The 19,813-nt window shown below is 37.5% G+C and carries 18 protein-coding genes; 2 read left to right on the top strand and 16 right to left on the bottom strand.

Going from position 1 to position 19,813, the window contains the following annotated elements; all coding sequences use genetic code 11:
* Positions 1–10 precede the first annotated feature (10 nt).
* From IE155_RS17400 to argC, 3 genes are all read right to left on the bottom strand, one after another.
* Positions 11–934, bottom strand: coding sequence for an ornithine carbamoyltransferase (locus tag IE155_RS17400; protein WP_189379563.1), 924 nt, complete (start codon positions 932–934; stop codon positions 11–13).
* 106 nt (positions 935–1,040) lie between these two features.
* The gene (gene argB / locus IE155_RS17395) at positions 1,041–1,811 is read right to left on the bottom strand and encodes an acetylglutamate kinase (protein ID WP_189379561.1); all 771 of its coding nucleotides are present in this window, start codon (positions 1,809–1,811) and stop codon (positions 1,041–1,043) included.
* Positions 1,808–2,863: an N-acetyl-gamma-glutamyl-phosphate reductase gene (gene argC, locus IE155_RS17390; protein WP_189379560.1), complete on the bottom strand. Its 1,056-nt coding sequence runs from the start codon at positions 2,861–2,863 to the stop codon at positions 1,808–1,810. Before argC ends, argB begins: the two co-directional genes overlap by 4 nt.
* A gap of 241 nt (positions 2,864–3,104) precedes the next feature.
* Between argC and argE the strand changes: the two genes are divergently transcribed.
* Positions 3,105–4,253 carry an acetylornithine deacetylase gene (gene argE / locus IE155_RS17385; RefSeq protein WP_189379558.1) on the top strand — a complete coding sequence of 383 codons (1,149 nt, stop codon included), beginning with the start codon at positions 3,105–3,107 and terminating at the stop codon, positions 4,251–4,253.
* Positions 4,254–4,316: 63 nt separating this feature from the next.
* Here the strand turns inward: argE and IE155_RS17380 are convergent, their stop codons facing one another.
* The 6 genes from IE155_RS17380 to metB form a co-directional block, all read right to left on the bottom strand.
* Positions 4,317–4,823, bottom strand: a complete 507-nt coding sequence (locus IE155_RS17380; protein ID WP_189379556.1) for a P-loop NTPase family protein — start codon at positions 4,821–4,823, stop codon at positions 4,317–4,319.
* Positions 4,820–5,263: a CopD family protein gene (locus IE155_RS17375; protein WP_189379554.1), complete on the bottom strand. Its 444-nt coding sequence runs from the start codon at positions 5,261–5,263 to the stop codon at positions 4,820–4,822. Before IE155_RS17375 ends, IE155_RS17380 begins: the two co-directional genes overlap by 4 nt.
* Before the next feature lie 94 nt (positions 5,264–5,357).
* Complete coding sequence (locus IE155_RS17370) at positions 5,358–5,948, bottom strand: DUF2238 domain-containing protein (RefSeq protein ID WP_189379585.1); 591 nt, start codon at positions 5,946–5,948, stop codon at positions 5,358–5,360.
* A gap of 29 nt (positions 5,949–5,977) precedes the next feature.
* Positions 5,978–7,435 carry a hypothetical protein gene (locus IE155_RS17365; protein ID WP_189379552.1) on the bottom strand — a complete coding sequence of 486 codons (1,458 nt, stop codon included), beginning with the start codon at positions 7,433–7,435 and terminating at the stop codon, positions 5,978–5,980.
* Between the two features lie 136 nt (positions 7,436–7,571).
* Entirely contained in the window at positions 7,572–10,016 is a 2,445-nt protein-coding gene (gene metL, locus IE155_RS17360; protein WP_189379550.1) for a bifunctional aspartate kinase/homoserine dehydrogenase II, read from the bottom strand.
* 29 nt (positions 10,017–10,045) lie between these two features.
* On the bottom strand, positions 10,046–11,206 hold the full coding sequence (gene metB / locus IE155_RS17355; protein ID WP_189379583.1) for a cystathionine gamma-synthase: 1,161 nt from the start codon (positions 11,204–11,206) through the stop codon (positions 10,046–10,048).
* A 263-nt stretch (positions 11,207–11,469) separates the two neighbouring features.
* On the opposite strand from metB, the gene metJ reads away from it, so the two are divergent.
* A complete protein-coding gene (metJ, locus tag IE155_RS17350; protein ID WP_189379549.1) occupies positions 11,470–11,802 on the top strand; it encodes a met regulon transcriptional regulator MetJ in 333 nt (110 codons plus the stop codon).
* Positions 11,803–11,870: 68 nt separating this feature from the next.
* On the opposite strand, the gene IE155_RS17345 is transcribed toward metJ, so the two are convergent.
* The 7 genes from IE155_RS17345 to miaA all read right to left on the bottom strand — a co-directional run bounded on the left by IE155_RS17345 (position 11,871) and on the right by miaA (position 19,813).
* Complete coding sequence (locus IE155_RS17345; protein WP_189379547.1) at positions 11,871–13,112, bottom strand: malic enzyme-like NAD(P)-binding protein; 1,242 nt, start codon at positions 13,110–13,112, stop codon at positions 11,871–11,873.
* 410 nt (positions 13,113–13,522) lie between these two features.
* A complete protein-coding gene (locus IE155_RS17340) occupies positions 13,523–14,818 on the bottom strand; it encodes an adenylosuccinate synthase (RefSeq protein WP_189379545.1) in 1,296 nt (431 codons plus the stop codon).
* Between the two features lie 237 nt (positions 14,819–15,055).
* Entirely contained in the window at positions 15,056–15,940 is an 885-nt protein-coding gene (gene hflC, locus IE155_RS17335; RefSeq protein WP_189379544.1) for a protease modulator HflC, read from the bottom strand.
* A gap of 3 nt (positions 15,941–15,943) precedes the next feature.
* Positions 15,944–17,089, bottom strand: coding sequence for an FtsH protease activity modulator HflK (gene hflK, locus IE155_RS17330; RefSeq protein ID WP_189379542.1), 1,146 nt, complete (start codon positions 17,087–17,089; stop codon positions 15,944–15,946).
* An 80-nt stretch (positions 17,090–17,169) separates the two neighbouring features.
* On the bottom strand, positions 17,170–18,456 hold the full coding sequence (hflX, locus tag IE155_RS17325; RefSeq protein WP_189379540.1) for a ribosome rescue GTPase HflX: 1,287 nt from the start codon (positions 18,454–18,456) through the stop codon (positions 17,170–17,172).
* A 33-nt stretch (positions 18,457–18,489) separates the two neighbouring features.
* The gene (gene hfq / locus IE155_RS17320) at positions 18,490–18,750 is read right to left on the bottom strand and encodes an RNA chaperone Hfq (RefSeq protein ID WP_189379538.1); all 261 of its coding nucleotides are present in this window, start codon (positions 18,748–18,750) and stop codon (positions 18,490–18,492) included.
* Positions 18,751–18,871: 121 nt separating this feature from the next.
* Complete coding sequence (miaA, locus tag IE155_RS17315; protein ID WP_189379536.1) at positions 18,872–19,813, bottom strand: tRNA (adenosine(37)-N6)-dimethylallyltransferase MiaA; 942 nt, start codon at positions 19,811–19,813, stop codon at positions 18,872–18,874.

The raw sequence follows: 19,813 nt of genomic DNA, 5'->3' as shown, positions 1-19,813 counted from the left end.
GGGGGGTAACTTACTTAGCAAATAAGCTAACCAGTACTGCACATTGTGCCCACATTCTGTTTTCAGCTTCTTGAAAGACCACTGACTTTTCTTCGTCGTCAAACAAAGCTGTTGTTATTTCTTCTTCCAAATGCGCAGGTTGACAATGCATAACTATGCTTGCCTGAGCATTTTCCATTAATTGATGGTTAACTTGATAGGGCATGAATTTCTTTAAAACTTCGGTTTTATCACTGCTATCTTCATTACCCATTGACACCCAAGTATCAGTATAGAGTGCATCTTGTTGCCCTAACGCATTAATATCATTTATAAACGTAAATGTTGAGCCGCTGACTTTTGTAAATTGCTCAACTTTGCTTAACATCGCTTGCGATGGTCCATGGCCCTCTGGACAAACCAAAGTAAAGTCAACACCGACAATTGCCGCCATAAGCATTAATGAATTTGAGACGTTATTACCGTCGCCAATATAAGCAAATTTGACCTTTGACAGATCATCAAAGCATTCTGATAAAGTAACAAAATCAGCTAATGACTGACACGGATGATATAAATCACACAAGGCATTGATTACGGGTACACTTGCGTGTTCGGCTAAGCCTTCGATCGCACTATTTTCAAAAACACGGGCGACAATCGCATCTGCAAAACAAGAAAGGTTTTTAGCGTAATCACTTACTCTTTCACGCTCACCTAATTTGCCATTTTGCTGACCTAAATAAAGTGCGTGGCCGCCGAGTTTATTAATGCCCATATCAAAACTGACGTGGGTTCTTAATGACGGTTTTTCAAAAATCATGGCAACCGATTTACCTTCCAGCTTTTTATTGTAGCTTTTAGGGTTTTTCTTGATATCTTTGGCAAGCGATATCAAGTTGAGTATCTGTTCTTTATTTAACTGATCATCAGCTAAAAAATTTAATAATGACATAATCAATCCTGTAAAAATAACGAAGCTTATTATTCGTAAGAATAAGCAATACGCGTACGTCTTAGTAATAAGTATTAAGCGCTAGCGATAGAATGTTCAATAAAAATTATTCTGGTTGAATACGGGTACCTATAAGCTCACCATTTAACAAATTCACTATTTGTTCAGGCGCTTGCCAACTGGCCACCGCGATGCTTCGTCGTAATTGATTCGCCGCATAAAAAGCGGCATTAACTTTGGCTGTCATGCCACCAGCTATCACACCATCGTTGATTAATTTATTTGCTGTAATAGCGTCTAATTGCGCTAAATATTCTCCATCCGCGCCTTTCACTCCATTGACATCCGTTAATAATAGTAGTTGGGCATTTAATAACTGACAAATGACCACTGCGGCATCATCGGCATTTACATTGACCAACTCACCAGTAGGTAATGCACCAATGGAGGAAATAATAGGTAAGAAATTTGCTTTTAATAAGGTATCAAGTAATTTGCTATCTTGTGCTTTAGGGGTACCAACGGCGCCTAGATCAAGGTCATTTAATCGGCAGCTAACGATGCCACCATCGGTTAGTGATAAACCCACCGAAGGGATTTTCATACTCGTGGCTGTAGCAACAATCGACTTATTAACTGCACCCGCTAATGCACCACTAATTATCGGCATTTGCTCTGCTGGTGTTACACGTAGTCCATGTTTTTTCACAGTAGTAAATCCTGCCTGAGATAACATTTCATCAACTACACAACCACCGCCATGTACGAGTACCACAGCATGATTTTTTATAGAGGCAATTACATTTAATAAGGCGGTTAATGCGGATTCTTTTTCTAAAATAGCACCGCCGATTTTTATCACTAAAGGTTGTTTCATACTTTAGCTCCTTTAGGTAATGACTCTTTAATTAACGTATTTTTGATTAAAGAGTAATGACTAGGTAAACCTAGGCTAAGATTGGCACATTGTAATGCCTGAGATGCTGCGCCTTTTAATAAGTTATCAATAGCACAACTCACCACTACTACCTGCTTTTCTTCATCAACTTTCCAGTGCAAATCAGCAAAAGGTGTATGCGCTACATTATCTATTTTTGGCCATGCGCCCACTAAGCGAATTAATGGTGTGTTTTTGTACGCATTAATAAAGGCTTGGTTAATATCAGCGCTAGTTACACCTTCATTTAGTGGTAATGTTACTGTTGAAAGCAGGCCCCTTTTATAAGGTGCAAGATGTGGATTGAAAATAACTTGAGCATGCGCTTCTTGACTAATTTCAGGCTGATGACGATGCTGTAAAATATTGTATGGCGTTAAACTTACTTCATTAAAGCTCGTCGCTAAAGCGGCTTTTCTCCCCGCGCCCGTTACACCGCTAATTCCATTGACCACGATTAACGAATTATCAAGGTGTAAACCTTGGTTAATAATTGGCTTTAACGCTAATAAACTGGCAGTAGGATAACAACCAGGTACGGCAATAATTTGGCTATTAGCAATATCGTCAGCATACCATTCTGCTAAACCATATTGTGCTTGTGCGAGAGTTGAAAGGTGCTGATGAGCAAAACCATAATACTTAGGATAGTCATCGCTATTTTTTAAGCGGAAACCACCCGAAAGATCAAATACCTTTACGCCCTTTTCAACAAAAGCATGGGCCCAATCGGCACTAAACTCATGAGGAGTCGCGAAAAACACTGCATCAATTTCATTGACCGTTTGCTCAAACCATTGCTCAGAAAAAGCTTTTAAGGGTAGATCGCATATGCCTAAATACTTTGGGTGTAATGTCGAAAATAATTCACCTGTTGACTCACTATTTTCTGATACGACCAAATCGCAAATTGAAATTTTGTCATGTTGACAAAGTAGCGCAATTAATTCCGCGCCTGTATAACCACTTGCTCCGATTACTGCAACCTTCATATTACCCTCAAAAAATGCAATTCTATTCACTCTTACAATACTATAAGAAAAAAATGTTAAACTTTTTCGTTACCGCCACACTGTATTTAACATGATATAACTTATCCGATTTTAAAAGCGCTAAATCGAATTGAATCCTCTGAAAAATTTGCGTAATCTAACGAATAACAATTAGAAATGCGAAATTAACATCAAATGGGTAGTTATGCAATAAAGAAGCATAACTATTTCGAGAAAAATAATGAAAAAATTACCAAATTTTACCCAAGCTTTAACTGAACTTATTGCCCAACCTTCAATTAGCTCTACATTAGAACGTTGGGATCAAGGAAATTTATCTATAATTCAATTACTTGCAACTTGGTTTGAAGAGTTAGGCTTTACCATAAACATTCAACAAGTACCTGAAACACGTAATAAATATAATATGTTAGCTAAACTCGGCAGTGGCGATGGTGGACTTTTGTTGTCTGGTCATAGTGACACAGTGCCTTTTGATGAAAATAGATGGAATTCAGACCCATTAATGATCACTGAAAAAAGCGATAAATTTTATGGTTTAGGCACCTGTGATATGAAAGGCTTTTTCGCATTTATTTTACAGGCTTGTAAAACTATTGATGTGAAAAATATGAAAAAACCTTTGTATATTCTCGCTACTGCTGATGAAGAAACCACTATGGCTGGTGCGCGATTTTTTATGCAAAGCCAATTAGCAAAACCTGATGTAGCAATAATAGGTGAACCCACTAACTTAGTTCCAGTAGTGATGCATAAGGGGCATATGTCTCATCAAATAAAAGTAACGGGTCAGTCTGGGCATTCAAGCCAGCCTGATAGAGGCGTGAATGCAATTGAAATAATGCATCAAGTGATAAGCGCTTTATTAACCTTAAAAGAAAAGTTAGCGTTAACTTATCAACATCAAGCTTTTGAAGTACCTATGCCGACGCTTAACCTAGGGGCTATTCGTGGCGGCGATAATGCCAACCGTATATGTGGGCATTGTGAATTAGATATTGATATGAGAGCCATTCCTGGCTTAAGTGATGACGAACTAATTAGCTGGTTGGCCAAGGCATTAGAGCCAGTAGCACTTCGTTACCCTGGCAGAGTAACATTTGCAGAATTGCACCCTAGCTCACCTAGTTTTGAGCAAACGAAACCAAGTGAATTAATCGACTTTGCTGAAAGTATCAGTGGTCATAGTTGCTGTGCGGTAAATTATGCAACGGAAGCTCCGTTTATTCAGCAATTAGGCTGTCAAACCATTGTGATGGGCCCAGGTTCTATTGATCAAGCGCATCAACCTGATGAATTTTTGGCGTTTGATCAAATCAACAAAACCGATAAAGTGTTATTAGAGATGATTAACAAGTATTGCTTCTAGTCGCTTTGAAGTTGGTATACAAACCAAGCTATTGATAATTGTCATTTAAAATAGCTTAGTTATTCAACAAATATCATCCTTTTTATTACAGCGACTATTGTCACAATACATAGTTTTTATGCCTTCATATTCATCATAAAATGATTGATGTGCCGTTTTTGAAAAGGTATCTGAACGTACTTCATATTGTGCGATCCATTCAACAAGCATATCAAGATTATCATCTTGGGCTGCTTTTGATGGGTATTTATGAGGTTCCCACGGACGTTTCCTCGCATTGCTTATGCACATATCTATCGGCAAATTTAAAAAGATAATTTCAGAAGATTTTCCCTTCACTAATGCCAGTAAATCGCTATAGCACCCTTCTATCACCCACTCAGTATTAAGTTTCGTAAATTGCTCGATTAACGCCGCCGACTCTGCTATCGACATACGCGTTGGCGGCGATGTTTTTTGCCAAGCAAGCGTATCTAAGTCAAGATGAGCTAATGATTTAGCTTCACACAATTGCTTGGCTAATGTTGACTTTCCCGATCCAGAATTACCAAAAATTAATATCGTACTCAATACAACCATCCCGTTCTAAATGACACGCCGACAACAACAAATAGTATTGAAATTAGTGTAACAGGAATAATATGCCATGCCATAACGGTGAGATTATTTTTTGACAGCACAGGTATAACACGAAATCGAGCATCAAGAGCAAAGCAAAAAGTGAGTGTGAGCAGAGTCAATTTGGCTAAAATTCCATGAGTAATAGGATTACTGATATCTATCCACTGGCTAATATCAGGTAACAAACGATAAGCTAGCATTATACCAGTAATAACTTGCACAATGAGCGCTGGCATACCAATTTTTTCATAAACTGATTCAAAACTGAGCAACTTTTCCGGTGATTTATCCCTAAGTACTTTAGGCAAAATCACCACAGACAAAACAATATGTCCGCCAGTCCAGATGGTGGCGGCAAGTATATGTAATAAAAGGAGTGTTCCGTACATAACAGTTACCCAAAAATACCTAAGTATCAATGAGTGTAATCTCATTCTTTGTAAACTAAGCTATTCTTGATCAACTTTTAGGTTTATAAGTCAGTTATTTTTGTAGTAAATACTTCAATTGCTGGTTATGAATTTTAGACAAAATAAGTAATGAACAAATAGCTCCAAGCAAAGCAATGCCCATATCAGATTGAGTATCCCAAACATAACCCTGAGTACCTAAAAATGCTTCGGCATCTTCGCCCGAAGCTAATGCAACCCACCATTCAATTAACTCATAAAAAGCACTAAAGGCCAGACAAATTGAAATAATAATATAATGTCGCCAGGCAGCGGAGTTAACAACATTTTTACGTAGTAAAATTTCTCTTGCTATTAACGCAGGTACAAAGCCTTGAAAGAAATGACCAACTTTATCGTAATTATTTCTCTCGGAGCCAAATAAATCATCAAAAAATGGCACTTCGGCGTAGGTATAATGTCCACCAACCATTAAGACGACACAATGCAATAAAATAAAAAAGTATAGTAAAGTTGTCAGTCGAAATGAGTGGTATGTGAAAACAAGAATGGCAATACCAATTAATGCGGGAAGTACTTCTAAAAACCAAGTAAATTGATCTTTTGGGCCTATTCCTGACCAAACTAAAACAGCTAAAAAGCAGCTAATCCAAAGAGTCTTAATAGTGATTCTCCTAAAAAGTAAAAAGACCGTTATTTACTTTTATTCCATAATTTTTGATTATCTTTTACCGAAAAGTAATCACCTGCGTGCCAGTAACGTGGTAATAAGTCGAGCTTTTTTCGATCGGCATAATTTGAAGCCAGTAATTCTAAAATTTCATTTAAGCGTTCTTTACTCAATGTAGCAAACTGCTGTGCAACTTCAACATTATATAAATTACTGTCATTATGAATGACAACATCTTGACCAAAACCAATAAAGGTTAAATACCTAGTAGCAGTTCTACAAACAGGATGCTGTCCATTTTCTGGGTATAATTGAGTGACTATCGCGTATTCATACCGATCACTTTTTTCACCGTCACTATCAAAAGGAATATAGGTTACTCCATAACCCTGAGGATAAGTTCCCGTTATTTTATACAACGCATCAACCACTGATTTACAACAACTGCCATGTTCAGCATTTTGATAGAGTGCTTGGTACACCTTAGGTAGTAATTTATAATTGTAACTAGGTTTGGTTGATAGAATTATCGACGTGTATATTTGTGGCACTTTAAGTAAATTGCCAATACCTGATCTAGGCGCAATAGATCCTTTTATTAATTGTTTAATAAATACTAGCTTTTGGTGCTCTACAATATTAAATTTATCGCGCTCTGTTTTCGAATTACCCACATAAATTGGCGCCCCTAAACCATCAATCATAAACTTAACAGTTTCACTATAGTTGATTTGTAATAACGCCTTACGCTCATCCACAGGTAGTGTACGATGCATATCTAATTTACCATCTTTGCCTTTTAATATTTCTTGAGCATCAGGATGATAATTACCAATATCTTGAATAAGAGCAGCCATTAAAATAGGGATTTTGATATTTTCAGTTAACGTCTGATAAATGTCTTTATCCGTCGCTGCTAAAGATTTAAAACTTTCTATATCTATCCCAGATAAATGTTCTTTTAGATAAGGATGATTTAGCGTTATAGATTGCTCTATAAATAACTGGTCGAATAAACGTAACGTTAAAATAGCTTTATAAAGTGGCTTATTACGCTCATTATGCTCAGCTATTTTTTTTCCTTCTGTGGGGCTGACTAATTGAATAGTCCCTAAGAGTTGCGCTGATTTTCGATTAGTTTCATCAAATGACATCCCTTCACTGAGTTTTAATATTTCGAGGCAGATTTCATATAAATATTTATAACGTTCATTACTTTCATAGCGTAACTCTTGCTTGAGATCTCGGTAATCACGTTCAAATCGAGTAATCGATTTATCTTTTTTTTCACCTTTAGCTTTAAGTTCGGCAATGCTTTCTTTAAAGCCATCTAATTTATGCTGAATAAATGATTGCTTAGCGAAAAATTCAATCGCTCGCTCAACAAGTGAATCTTTTAAAGCACTGCGACCATAAAGTTTATCTAATAGCAGTTTTACTTGAGCGGTGAACTTAGTATCACTAGTGGATTTTTTTAACATAGGTAAGCAGTAACTTCCATGCAACAATCATGATTATCATTCAATGCTAGTTAATAATTAAATAACTCTCAAGCACTTAATTAATTAATACAGTGAATAGACAAGTAAATGAACGCTGCTTAATTTCACCTACTGCTTAAACACTTTTAATTTTCACTTGATTTGTTCGACTCACCAACTGCTGACAAATACTTACTAAGTCTGAATGTAATCCTCCCGCGGTTACATCTCTTCCCGCACCCGGTCCCCTCACAATAAGGGGATTCGTATCATACCACTGACTTTTTACTTGAAAAATATTGTCACATGCTGAAAGGTTAGCGAAAGCATCATCTTGTGCTAATTGCTCCAAACTAATACTTGCATTGATTTTCTCTTCTTCAACACTAAATCGTGCAATGTAGCGAATACACTTTTGTTGCTGTTTAGCTTGCTGTAACTGTACTAGAAAATAATCATCTAATTGCGGTACTTGGTTAAAAAATTCATTTTTTGATATTGTTCGCAAAGCTTCCGGCACTAAATTTTGGCAATGAATATCTTCCAGCGATAATTCAAATCCGGCCATCCTAGCTAAAATAAGTAATTTTCTTTGCACATCACGTCCAGAAAGGTCTTCACGTGGATCTGGTTCAGTAAGCCCTTGGTTAAGAGCGTCTAGCAACAAAGTAGAAAAAGGTGTTTCTCCATCATAATTTTCAAATAACCATGACAAGGTACCCGAAAAAATACCTGATATTTCAGTAATTGTATCGCCGCTATTCAGTAGGTCTTTAATCACATGATTAATTGGGAGTCCTGCACCTACAGTAGTATTTCCGAGCCACAAACTTTGATGCTTTTTGGCTGTTTCCAGTAATTGAATATATTGTTGAGTGGGTGCAGAGCCTGCCCATTTATTGGCGCCCACAACATGTATGCCCTGCTCAAAAAAAGCACGATACAAATGACTAAATTGCTCGCTAGGCGTAATATCCACGACTACAAGTTCGTCATATGGATGATTCGCCAACCATGAAAGAAACTGCTCATTATCATAGGGTTGTGCGTATTGCTCAAATTGCTCTAGTGCGTGATTCACATCGATCCCGTCATTATTAACTAACGCTTTTTTAGACGTAACTAAACCGACCAAGTGAACGTTTTCTAATGCGTGAATACTATTTAACTGGTGAGGTAGCATTTCAATAAAACGCTGACCTATATTGCCGAGCCCCGCCACAACAAGGCCAATATGACGTGCATCTTTGGTCATGTCATAGTGGACATTATTTAATAATTCAATAGTACAATTTTGTGGCATTACAGCAATTAAGCTGTGTTTATTTTCTGAGCTAACAAATTCTAATACATTCGCATCTTTTAATGAGCGCTTATAACGAGCTTTTATATCTCCATGCTCAACAACTTTGTGTCCAACGGTTGCCATAATGGCAGCGGGTATAAATGAAACTTCAGTATCGTGACACGCTAACCATTGGCTTAGTGCCTTTTGTTGATGTTGATAAATCACTATAAAGCCTTTCTCAACATCATAGGTTATAGCTTCAAACTCTTGTGCAGCTTCTTGACCACGGTCTCCAGTGAAACTTTCGCTTCTTGCAAGTAATAGATCATTTAAATACGTTACAGACAACTCTTGTTTGGCTATTTGCCCAAATGTGCCAATTTCGGTACCACCTACTTCAAAAGCAAAACTACTTGCTACATGTAAGTGCGTACTATGATTTGTAAGTGGTTGTAGTGTTTTAGCATGTAATACCGGATTACCTAAACGACCTAGCTCTTTCGCTACGCCATTAGGTAAACGGTGTAGCTTTCTTGAATGAGGAACAACCCGTGGATCGGCACTATAAATACCATCAACATCAGTCCAAAGTGTTACATTACTTGCTCTGACTAACGCCGCCATTATAGTTGCAGAGTAATCGCTGCCATTACGTCCTAGTGTTTTAGTCAAGCCGTCTGCATCTTTGCTAATATAGCCAGTAACAACAGTAAGCTTTTCTGGCTGTCGGCAATGGGCTAATTGTTTCTCACTTAACGGATAAAGTACCTGACAGTCTCGCTCATTGTTGATGACTAAAAAGTCCCTCGCATCGATATAGCGACTTGGACAAACACGTTCGTTTAATACCGCAGACATTAAACGAGCAGACCATAACTCGCCAAATGCTAACAAATCATTTTCAAATTTAGCTATATCAAGGTCTATCCAAGTTAAAAACTGTTGGATGTCTTTGTCTAATATTTCAATAAGCCTTGCAGCACTCGATTTATTTAATAAAGAAGCAATAAGCGTTGCTTGGCTTTCTTTTAAGGCTAATATAGCGTCATTTAATGAAGCATCGCCCGACTTGGCTAAAGCTAACACTGCGAACAAATCGTCTGTGGTATTCCCATTGGCAGAAACCACGACAATATCATTCAACTGACAATGTTGTTGTATAATGCCAACAACACGTTCAATACAAGCTTTATTGGCTAGACTACTACCACCAAATTTATGCACTTGTACGGCTTGTTTTACTAATTGATTATTCTCTGCGCTTAAAACCGCAGCATTTGATGACTGTTCCATAATAAAGCTTACACTTTTAAAGTAAAAAACTAGTGTTGCTGACTAGCAACAAGACCTTGAGCCAAATCTGCGAGAATATCTTCAATATCTTCTATTCCCACTGAAATACGCACAAGTGATTGTGTGATACCTGCTTCTATCTGCGCTGATATTTCCATACCGGCATGTGTCATAGTTGATGGGTGACTTATTAAACTTTCTACTCCACCTAACGACTGTGCTAATGTGAATAGCTGCAAATGATCAAATAACTTCTTAACTGCTTCAATACCACCTTTAATTTCAAAGCTCATCATTGCACCAAAGTTTGCTTGCTGCTTTTTAGCAATGTGATGATTGGGATGGCTTGTCAATCCCGGGTAATATACTGCTTCGATTGCTGGATGTTTATATAAAAAATCTGCTACTTGATCAGCATTAGTTTGATGCTGTTTTATTCTCACAGGTAATGTTTTTAAACCTCGTATAGCTAAATAGCTGTCAAATGGTGAACCCGTAATGCCAATGCAGTTTGCCCACCATGCAAGCTCTTCACCTAAAGCTTGCTCTTTAGTGACTAAAACGCCACCCACAACATCACTATGCCCATTTATATATTTGGTCGTTGAATGAAAAACAATGTCGGCACCTAACAATAATGGTTGCTGTGAGATCGGAGACAAGAATGTATTGTCCACAGCCACCAAAGCTCCTGCTTTATGGCTTAATTGAGCAATTTTCTGTATATCATAAATACGTAGTAAAGGGTTACTTGGCGTTTCTATTAATACTAATTTAGGTTTTTTTGCTAATGCCTCGGCCAACGCCTGTTCATCATTTTGATCAACAATAATCAACTGAAACTGTCCACGTTTGGCTAAATGAGTAAATAGTCGATAGCTTCCACCATAACAATCATGTGGAATAACAATAGTATCGTCGATTGTTAATAGTTGACAGAGAAGGTGAACTGCCGACATCCCTGTGCTGGTAACAACACCTACAGCCCCTTGCTCAAGATCTGCAATCGCTTGACCAAAAGTCGCTCTTGTTGGGTTCCCTGTACGCGAATAATCAAATTGCCGTTTTTCATTGAATCCCTTAAGGGAATATGTACTTGATAAATGTATTGGAGCAACAACAGCACCATGATGTTTATCGGTATTAATACCGCTACGAACTGCAATTGTCGCATGTTTTTTTTCAGACATTTTATCAGTCATATACTTACCTAATAGGTTTATTTCAAATAGATGTTTGGACGTCTATAACTCTAAACGCTTTCGATAATTCGGTCAAGAACTTTTAGACATCTAAACTTCTACACATTCATAGTTGACTCAGGGCGTACAAGCAGTAAAATCATAGGCAGAATCACTATTGGTCTTTAATGAAAAATAGAAAAGCTTTCTTATTTATTCGTTTAAGTGCCATGATAAAAAGTAAATATACAAATACAATCAGAGGAAATTTCATGGCAAAGTGGAATGGTGAGTACATAAATCCATATGCAGAACATGGGAAAAAAAGTGAACAAGTTAAAAAAATAACGGTTTCCATTCCATTACGTGTGCTCAAAGTATTAACTGATGAGCGAACGCGCCGCCAAATAAATAATTTAAGACATGCCACTAACAGTGAATTACTGTGTGAAGCATTTTTACATGCATTCACAGGACAACCACTACCTGATGATAATGACTTAGCCAAAGACAACACTGAAAAATTACCCGCTAGTGTTCGTAAAATACTTACTGAGCAAGGTATAACTGACTTTTCTCAATATGATGACGAAGACGAAAGCTAACGGCAACAAGTCAAGCCTTTACACTAAAAAGCCAACAAATAGTTGGCTTTTTAGTACTTAGAGAGCACTTACTCCATATAATTTTCTGGCATTTCAAGAGCTGCAACCCCTGACTCTACCGCCGCCATAGCCACTGCTTTTGCAACACGACCACACAAACGAGAATCCATAGGTTTCGGGATAATATATTCTTTTCCGAATACTAGAGAATCAACGCCTGAAGCATCTAATACTTCTTTCGGTACAGGTTCTTTTGCTAATTCACGAATGGCATTAACACAAGCGACTTTCATTTGATCATTAATTGTTCTTGCACGTACATCGAGCGCACCACGAAAAATAAAAGGGAAACAAAGAACGTTATTCACTTGATTAGGATAATCAGAGCGTCCCGTTGCAATAATAACATCATCACGGGTAGACAATGCTAATTCAGGTTTAATTTCAGGATCAGGGTTAGAACATGCAAAAATAACAGGTTTAGGTGCCATCATTTTTACATGCTCAGCAGATAAAACATTAGGGCCCGATACGCCAACAAAAACATCTGCACCATCTATTACATCTTCAAGCGTACGTTTATCTGTATTATTTGCAAATAAGCGTTTATATTCATTTAAATCATCACGACGGGTATGAATAACACCTTTAGTGTCTAACATATAAATTTTTTCACGTTGTGCGCCACACTTTATTAATAGTTCCATACACGCAATAGCCGCAGCACCAGCTCCCATGCACACTATATCAGCATGTTTGATATTTTTACCTTGAATATCTAAAGCATTCAACATGCCTGCAGCCGTTACGATTGCAGTTCCATGTTGATCATCATGAAATACCGGTACTTTACAACGTTCAATTAAGGCTTTTTCAATCACAAAACATTCTGGTGCTTTAATATCTTCAAGGTTGATACCACCAAAACTATCAGCAATATTAGCAACTGTATCAATAAAATCTTCAACCGTTTTATGCTTAACTTCTATATCAATAGAGTTAATATCAGCAAAACGCTTAAATAATAATGCTTTACCTTCCATTACTGGTTTAGCTGCCATTGGCCCTAAATTACCTAAACCTAGAATCGCGGTACCATTGGTGATCACGGCAACTGTATTACCTTTACCGGTATATTTGTAAACATCATCAGGGTTTTCAGCAATAGCTCTAACGGGCTCTGCAACCCCTGGGCTATATGCTAATGATAAGTCATAGCTTGTTTCAGCCGCCGTAGTAAGTTCAACACTAATTTTTCCTGGTGTGGGTAATGCGTGGTAATCTAATGCCTCTTGACGTAAGTCAGCCATGTTTCTTCCTAAGTGCGTTAAATGATAATAAGCTACATAAGCGCTTATTTATAATTATTAGTTATTACGCTTATAGTATTTCATTTACGCAGAACCAATCAAGAGTATTTACATATAAAAAATCGCTACAAGCTATATAAAATATAGCTTGTAGCGATTTAAATTACACATAAAGATGTTGAATTTTGACTATATTTATTCAATTATTTTAATCTACAATGCTCTTAAAGATAATAATTTGATGTTTAAAGTTGTAGATATTCGCTTAATTTCGCCGATATTAGGTTAATTATGGTGATATTCTGTACTATAGACTTTAAGGCTTTTTTTTCGACAATGCGATGATAATTGGTTTTTTGTACATAAAAAAACCAGCGAATATCGCTGGTTTTTTTTAAAGAAAATATTTCTTATTCGAATGGATTAACTAAAATAATAGTTTCATTCCGATCTGGTCCAGTAGAAATAATATCCACAGGTACACCTGTAATTTCTTCAATACGCTTAATATATGCCAGTGCATTAGCTGGTAATTGCTCTTTGCTAGTTGCACCAACAGTAACTTCTGTCCAACCCGGCATTTCTTCATAAATAGGGGTTACGTTCTCGTAACCTTCTGCGGCTGTCGGTGGTACAGTTACCACATCACCGTTTGGCATGGTATAACCTGTACATATTTTCAATGTCTTTAACCCGTCTAATACATCAAGTTTAGTCAAGCAAAAGCCACTAATACTATTTACTTGAACCGCTCGATGCATTGCAACTGCATCAAACCAACCACAACGACGTTCACGCCCTGTAGTTGCGCCAAACTCATGTCCAACAGTACCTAAATGCTCACCTATTTCGTCATTTAATTCTGTAGGAAACGGACCTGAACCAACTCGTGTTGTATAAGCTTTAGTAATCCCTAATACATAATCAAGATAACGAGGACCAAAACCACACCCAGTAGCAACACCACCAACTGTTGTGTTTGATGAAGTAACATAAGGATAAGTACCATGATCAATATCAAGTAAAGTGCCCTGTGCACCTTCAAACATAATTGAATCACCGGCTTTGCGAGACACATCTAAAAGTTCAGCAATATCGGCAACCATGCCTTTAATCACTTCGCCTACTTCTAAAGCATCAGCTAATGTCTGTTCATAGCTTACCGCTTCAGCTTTATAGTAATTGGTTAAAACAAAATTATGATATTCCATAATTTCTTTTAATTTAACGGCAAACGTTTCAGGGCAAAATAAATCACCAACACGTAACCCACGGCGAGCAGCTTTATCTTCGTACGCTGGACCAATACCACGACCTGTAGTACCAATAGCTTTATTGCCACGAGCTTTCTCTCGCGCTAAATCTAATGCGTTGTGATAAGGAAGTATTAAAGGACAAGCATCACTGATCAATAAACGTTCGCGTACTGGTACGCCGCGTTCTTCAAGCATTTTAATCTCTGTCATTAGCGCTTTTGGACAAAGCACTACGCCGTTACCAATTAAGCACTTTACATTTTCACGTAAAACACCTGATGGAATTAAATGAAGAACAGTTTTTTCACCGTTAATCACTAATGTATGGCCAGCATTATGACCGCCTTGATAGCGCACTACATACTTAGCTTTATCTGTAAGTAGGTCTACAACCTTACCTTTGCCTTCGTCACCCCATTGAGTGCCAAGAACTACGACGTTTTTACCCATTATTCACATTTTGGAAAAAAAATTAGGCGGGGATTCTACCAAATATAGGTATTGAGTCCAAGCACTAATTGTTGCTTTTTAAGACGATTAAAAAATTATCAATTGTGAGAAGATCTTAACAACTGAGTTCCTTATTTTTTATTGCTATAAACAGTCTATTAAAGAATAAAAAAAGCCAAGGTAAGTACCTTGGCTTTGATGATTAACAATAGTTATGTATTAGTTAATAGTCAGGAGTTATTTTTTAGAATAATTACTGTCTTTTAAGTAATTAAAGAAATCACTATCGGGTTTAACTACCATAATATCGTTTTTACTATTGAAGCTTTTTTCATAGGCTTCTAGGCTACGGAAAAAATTAAAGAACTCAGGATCTTTTTTATAAGTATCCGCATAAATTTTAGCCGCTAATGCATCACCTTCACCACGTAATTCATGAGCCTGTTTCTGTGCTGTTGCTAACATAACAGTTACTTTAGCATCAATCGTGGCTTTTATAATTTCAGACTGCTCTTGACCTTGTGATCTGTGTTCTTTTGCAACCGCTGTACGTTCGGCACGCATACGGTCATAAATAGAATTACTCACTTCAGTAGGTAGGTTAATCGCCTTTACTCGAACATCAATAACTTCGATACCTAGATCTTCAAGGCTACTTTCTGCACTTTCTAGTGCTTTAGCCATAATATCGTCACGATCACCAGAAACAATTTCTTTTATGGTGCGAGAACCAAACTCAGTTCTTAATCCGTTATTAATTTTCTGTTTTAATAAAGCACGGGCATTATCAATTGAGCCTGTGGTTCTCAAGTAATAAGTAGAGAAGTCAACAATACGCCACTTAGCATAAGAATTAACCATTAAATCCTTTTTCTCAGAAGTGACAAAACGATCTGGCGCTTCATCTAAGGTTTGAATACGGGCATCAATTTTACGCACATTTTCAATAAACGGTATTTTAAATTGTAAACCTGGCTCGTAAACTATCATACTGCCAGCGTCATCCCGCTTAATTTTTGAAAATTGAAAGACTATAGCTCTTTGTCCTTCAAATACTACAAAAACTGAAGAAACACCTAAAATAAATAACGCGGCAATTATTGCAATAATAAAGTTTTTCATCGCTTAATCTCTCCCGTTATCAAATCGGTCAGCACGACTTGAGCTACTGGCTGCTCTTGTTGGCTGTCCGGTGTTGCTAGTTGAAGGTGATGTCTGTGGGATCACGTTTTGATAATTAGGTTGTTGTTGCATTATTTTATCTAATGGTAAATAAATCATGTTATTGCCACCGTCAACGTCAACCATGACTTTACTTGTGTTGCTATATACTTTTTCCATCGTCGCAAGATATAAACGCTTACGGGTAACTTCTGGTGCAGCTTGATATTCAGGCAACATTTTCTCAAAGCGTGCCACTTCACCTTCCGCATCTAGAACAGTTTGTTCTTTATAAGCTATTGCTTCTTGTTCGATACGTTTTACACGACCACGTGCTCTTGGCTCGATACCTCTAGCATAGGCTTCAGCTTCACGTAAGTAGCGTATTTCATCTTCTTGCGCTGCTATTGCATCGTCAAAAGAGTCTTTTACTTCCTCTGGAGGACGCGCATCTTTAAAGTTAACATCAACAATGATTAACCCTAAATTATAAGGTTTAATTATATTTTCTAACTCAGTCCAAACAGCTTGGCGAACAATTTCACGACCACTGGTTAACACATCATCCATTTTTGAATGACCAATAACATATCGTAGCGCGCTATCTAATGATTGACTTAAGCTGTCATCAGCATTGGTTACGCTGAATATATATGCACGCGGATCAACTACTCGATATTGTATCTGCATTTCAACGCGCACTACGTTTTCATCTTGAGTTAACATAAAGCCAGCTGAAGGTAAGTCACGCGTTGTTTGCATATCTACCGGTATGATACGGTCAATAAATGTCCACTTCCAACGTAAACCAGGCTCAACTACACCTGCGTATTGACCAAAGCGTAATACCAAACCTTTTTCAGCCTCTTTAATAGTGTAGAAACCACTAAATGCATAAACCAATACCGCAATAATGAGTACAAGGCTAATACCTAAACTTGAGAAACTTTTACCGCTACCTCCACCAGACGGCTTGCCGCCAAAGATACCACCAAATTTATTCCCTAAGTCTTTCAATAAATCATCTAGGTCAGGAGGACCTTGATTTTTACCGCCTTTGTTATTATTCCAGGGATCTTTATCTTTATTCCCTGGTTCGTTCCAAGCCATACCGCTCTCCGAAAAGTAAATTGATTGGATATATGTTTACCAATCGAGACTATTAATATTCGTTGTAATATATCAGTCTGTTAATGTTCAATAAAGCCTTGAATGAGGGCTTCGTCTTGTTTTATCAACTTATTCCATTCGCTAACTGGCATTTTAATGTCAATCATGCAATTCCCTTCTTCATCATAGTGCTCATTGGTAATGCAATTTAGCCTATATAATGCACCTCTAAATTTTCCATAAGCTGGGGGAATTTTTAAACAATGTTTTACAATATCTTTGCCTAGCCTTTCAGCTAAAGCTTGAAATAATAAATTAATGCCTGCTCCACTGTGAGCCGACAGCCATACTCGAATAGGCAATCCTTGTTCATTTCGATCAATGCGAGGTTCAACATCATCTAATTTATCAATTTTATTACAGACCAAGAGTTGCGGAACTTCACCAGCATCGATTTCTTTTAAAACATCTTCTACCTGTTCAATATTTTCTGTACGTCTTTCATCATAAATATCAATAACATGAAGAAGTAATTCTGCTTCCCTAGTCTCCGTTAATGTAGCTTTAAATGCAGCCACTAAGTCATGAGGAAGATGACGAATAAAACCAACGGTATCGGCTAATATCACTCGTCCTACATCTTCAACTTCTATTCGACGTAGGGTCGGATCAAGTGTCGCAAACAATTGATCGGCTGCGTAAACATCAGCCTGGGTAATTCGATTAAATAGCGAGGACTTACCCGCATTAGTGTAACCAACTAAGGAAATCGTCGGTAGCTCTGCTCTGTTTCTAGCTCGACGACCTTGTTGTCGTTGCTTTTCAACTTTTTCCAAGCGCTTACGAATATTAGTCATACGCTCACGTAACAAGCGTCTATCAGTTTCGAGCTGAGTTTCACCAGGACCGCGTAAACCAATACCACCTTTTTGCCTTTCAAGGTGGGTCCAACCACGAATAAGTCGGGTACTCATATGTCGTAGTTGTGCTAATTCTACCTGTAACTTACCTTCGTGTGTTCTTGCTCGTTGTGCAAAAATATCTAAAATTAAGGTGGTACGATCAACAACTCTGCATTCACATAATGCTTCAATCTGCTTTTCTTGTGATGGCGTAAGGCTATGATTAAAAAGTACGATATTTGCATCAAACAGTTTTACTGCCTCAGCAATTTCTCCTGCTTTACCACTGCCTACAAAAAACTTGCTATCAGGGCTATTACGCTTCCCAGTAATAACATTTAGTGCATTAACACCTGCAGAAGACACAAGCATTTCAAATTCTTGTAAGTCTTCGCGGGCATTCTCATCGGGAAAATCTATATGAACAAGTATCGCTTGCTCACCAGCTTGATAACGATCAAACAAATGAGCAACACCAAACAATACGAGATTGTGTCATTAGTCCTCAGGATCCTGTTCAAAACCAGCTTGGGCAGGTTGCTGTGGTGCAGTATTAACAGCACGAGATGGAACCACTGTAGAAATGGCGTGTTTATATACCATTTGACTCACTGTGTTTTTTAACAAAATAACAAATTGATCGAACGACTCAACTTGTCCTTGTAATTTAATACCATTTACTAAGTATATTGCTACCGGAATGCGATCACGACGCAAAGCATTCAAAAATGGGTCTTGTAAAGATTGCCCCTTTGCCATTATTTGGCCCCTTTTCTTATTTTTAGTTAAGTTCAAGTGTTTTTACACTGATTATTTTACTTGTTTTCGTAATAAAACTAACTGCTTAGTATCTTCAACACTTCTAATTATACATCAATGTTTAGAGTTTGCTTAGCGCAGTTATAATTTGTTGCAAATTATTTTCATCTTCCATATTAAGCCAATGTATATCAGGCCAGTTTCTCAACCAAGTTAATTGTCTTTTAGCTAGCTGTCTTGTGGCACAAATACCTTTAAATATCATTTCATCATGATCGTAGTCACCATTAAGGTATTCCCACATTTGACGGTATCCTACACAGCGAATAGATGGTAAATCTTTATGTAAATCTCCCCGCTTTTTTAATTTATCGACCTCATGCTCGAAACCTTGAGCTATCATTTGTTCAAATCTAAGGGCAATACGAGCATGTAAATCAGCCCTTTCTTTTGGTGCAATAGCGAATTGTAACACATCTCCTGATAAGCTTTCCCCTTTAACTTTGGTTAACTCTGTCATTGTTTTACCAGAAATTCTATAAACTTCTAAAGCTCTGGTTATACGCTGTGGATCATTTTTATGAATGCGTTGCCCAGACTCTGCATCCACTGCTATCAATTGTTTGTGTAAGTATTCCCAGCCATGCAACAAAGCTTCTTGCTCTATAGCGGTTCGAATACCAGCATCAGCTTCAGGCAATGGTGATATACCTTCAATTAAGCTTTTAAAATACATCATAGTACCGCCAACTAAAATTGGTACTCTATTTTTTGCTCTAATTGTAGAAATTTCTTTTAATGCATCTTTACAAAACTCTGCCGCTGAGTAGCTTTCACTCGCATCCTTAATATTAATTAATTTGTGCGGATACAGGGCCAATTCATCTAACGTTGGCTTAGCCGTCCCAATATCCATATCACGATAAACTAAAGCTGAATCAACACTAATAATATCACTATCAATACTGTCATATAACGCCATCGCTAATGCAGTTTTACCTGATGCCGTTGGCCCCATAATACAAACTACTGGTGGTAATTGGTTAATAGCTACTTTAGACAT

It is taken from the genome of Thalassotalea profundi (genome assembly GCF_014653195.1).
GTDB lineage: Bacteria > Pseudomonadota > Gammaproteobacteria > Enterobacterales > Alteromonadaceae > Thalassotalea_B > Thalassotalea_B profundi.
Note: the sequence above shows the minus strand (reverse complement) of the source record. Positions and strands in the feature narration are given on the sequence as shown.

Bases quoted from the DNA above. Each gene is read 5' to 3' on its own strand.
- IE155_RS17400 (WP_189379563.1), bottom strand. From the start codon at position 934: ATGTCATTATTAAATTTTTTAGCTGATGATCAGTTAAATAAAGAACAG.
- argB (WP_189379561.1), bottom strand. From the start codon at position 1,811: ATGAAACAACCTTTAGTGATAAAAATCGGCGGTGCTATTTTAGAAAAA.
- argC (WP_189379560.1), bottom strand. From the start codon at position 2,863: ATGAAGGTTGCAGTAATCGGAGCAAGTGGTTATACAGGCGCGGAATTA.
- argE (WP_189379558.1), top strand. From the start codon at position 3,105: ATGAAAAAATTACCAAATTTTACCCAAGCTTTAACTGAACTTATTGCC.
- IE155_RS17375 (WP_189379554.1), bottom strand. From the start codon at position 5,263: ATGTACGGAACACTCCTTTTATTACATATACTTGCCGCCACCATCTGG.
- IE155_RS17365 (WP_189379552.1), bottom strand. From the start codon at position 7,435: ATGTTAAAAAAATCCACTAGTGATACTAAGTTCACCGCTCAAGTAAAA.
- metL (WP_189379550.1), bottom strand. From the start codon at position 10,016: ATGGAACAGTCATCAAATGCTGCGGTTTTAAGCGCAGAGAATAATCAA.
- metB (WP_189379583.1), bottom strand. From the start codon at position 11,206: ATGTCTGAAAAAAAACATGCGACAATTGCAGTTCGTAGCGGTATTAAT.
- metJ (WP_189379549.1), top strand. From the start codon at position 11,470: ATGGCAAAGTGGAATGGTGAGTACATAAATCCATATGCAGAACATGGG.
- IE155_RS17345 (WP_189379547.1), bottom strand. From the start codon at position 13,112: ATGGCTGACTTACGTCAAGAGGCATTAGATTACCACGCATTACCCACA.
- IE155_RS17340 (WP_189379545.1), bottom strand. From the start codon at position 14,818: ATGGGTAAAAACGTCGTAGTTCTTGGCACTCAATGGGGTGACGAAGGC.
- hflC (WP_189379544.1), bottom strand. From the start codon at position 15,940: ATGAAAAACTTTATTATTGCAATAATTGCCGCGTTATTTATTTTAGGT.
- hflK (WP_189379542.1), bottom strand. From the start codon at position 17,089: ATGGCTTGGAACGAACCAGGGAATAAAGATAAAGATCCCTGGAATAAT.
- hfq (WP_189379538.1), bottom strand. From the start codon at position 18,750: ATGGCAAAGGGGCAATCTTTACAAGACCCATTTTTGAATGCTTTGCGT.
- miaA (WP_189379536.1), bottom strand. From the start codon at position 19,813: ATGTCTAAAGTAGCTATTAACCAATTACCACCAGTAGTTTGTATTATG.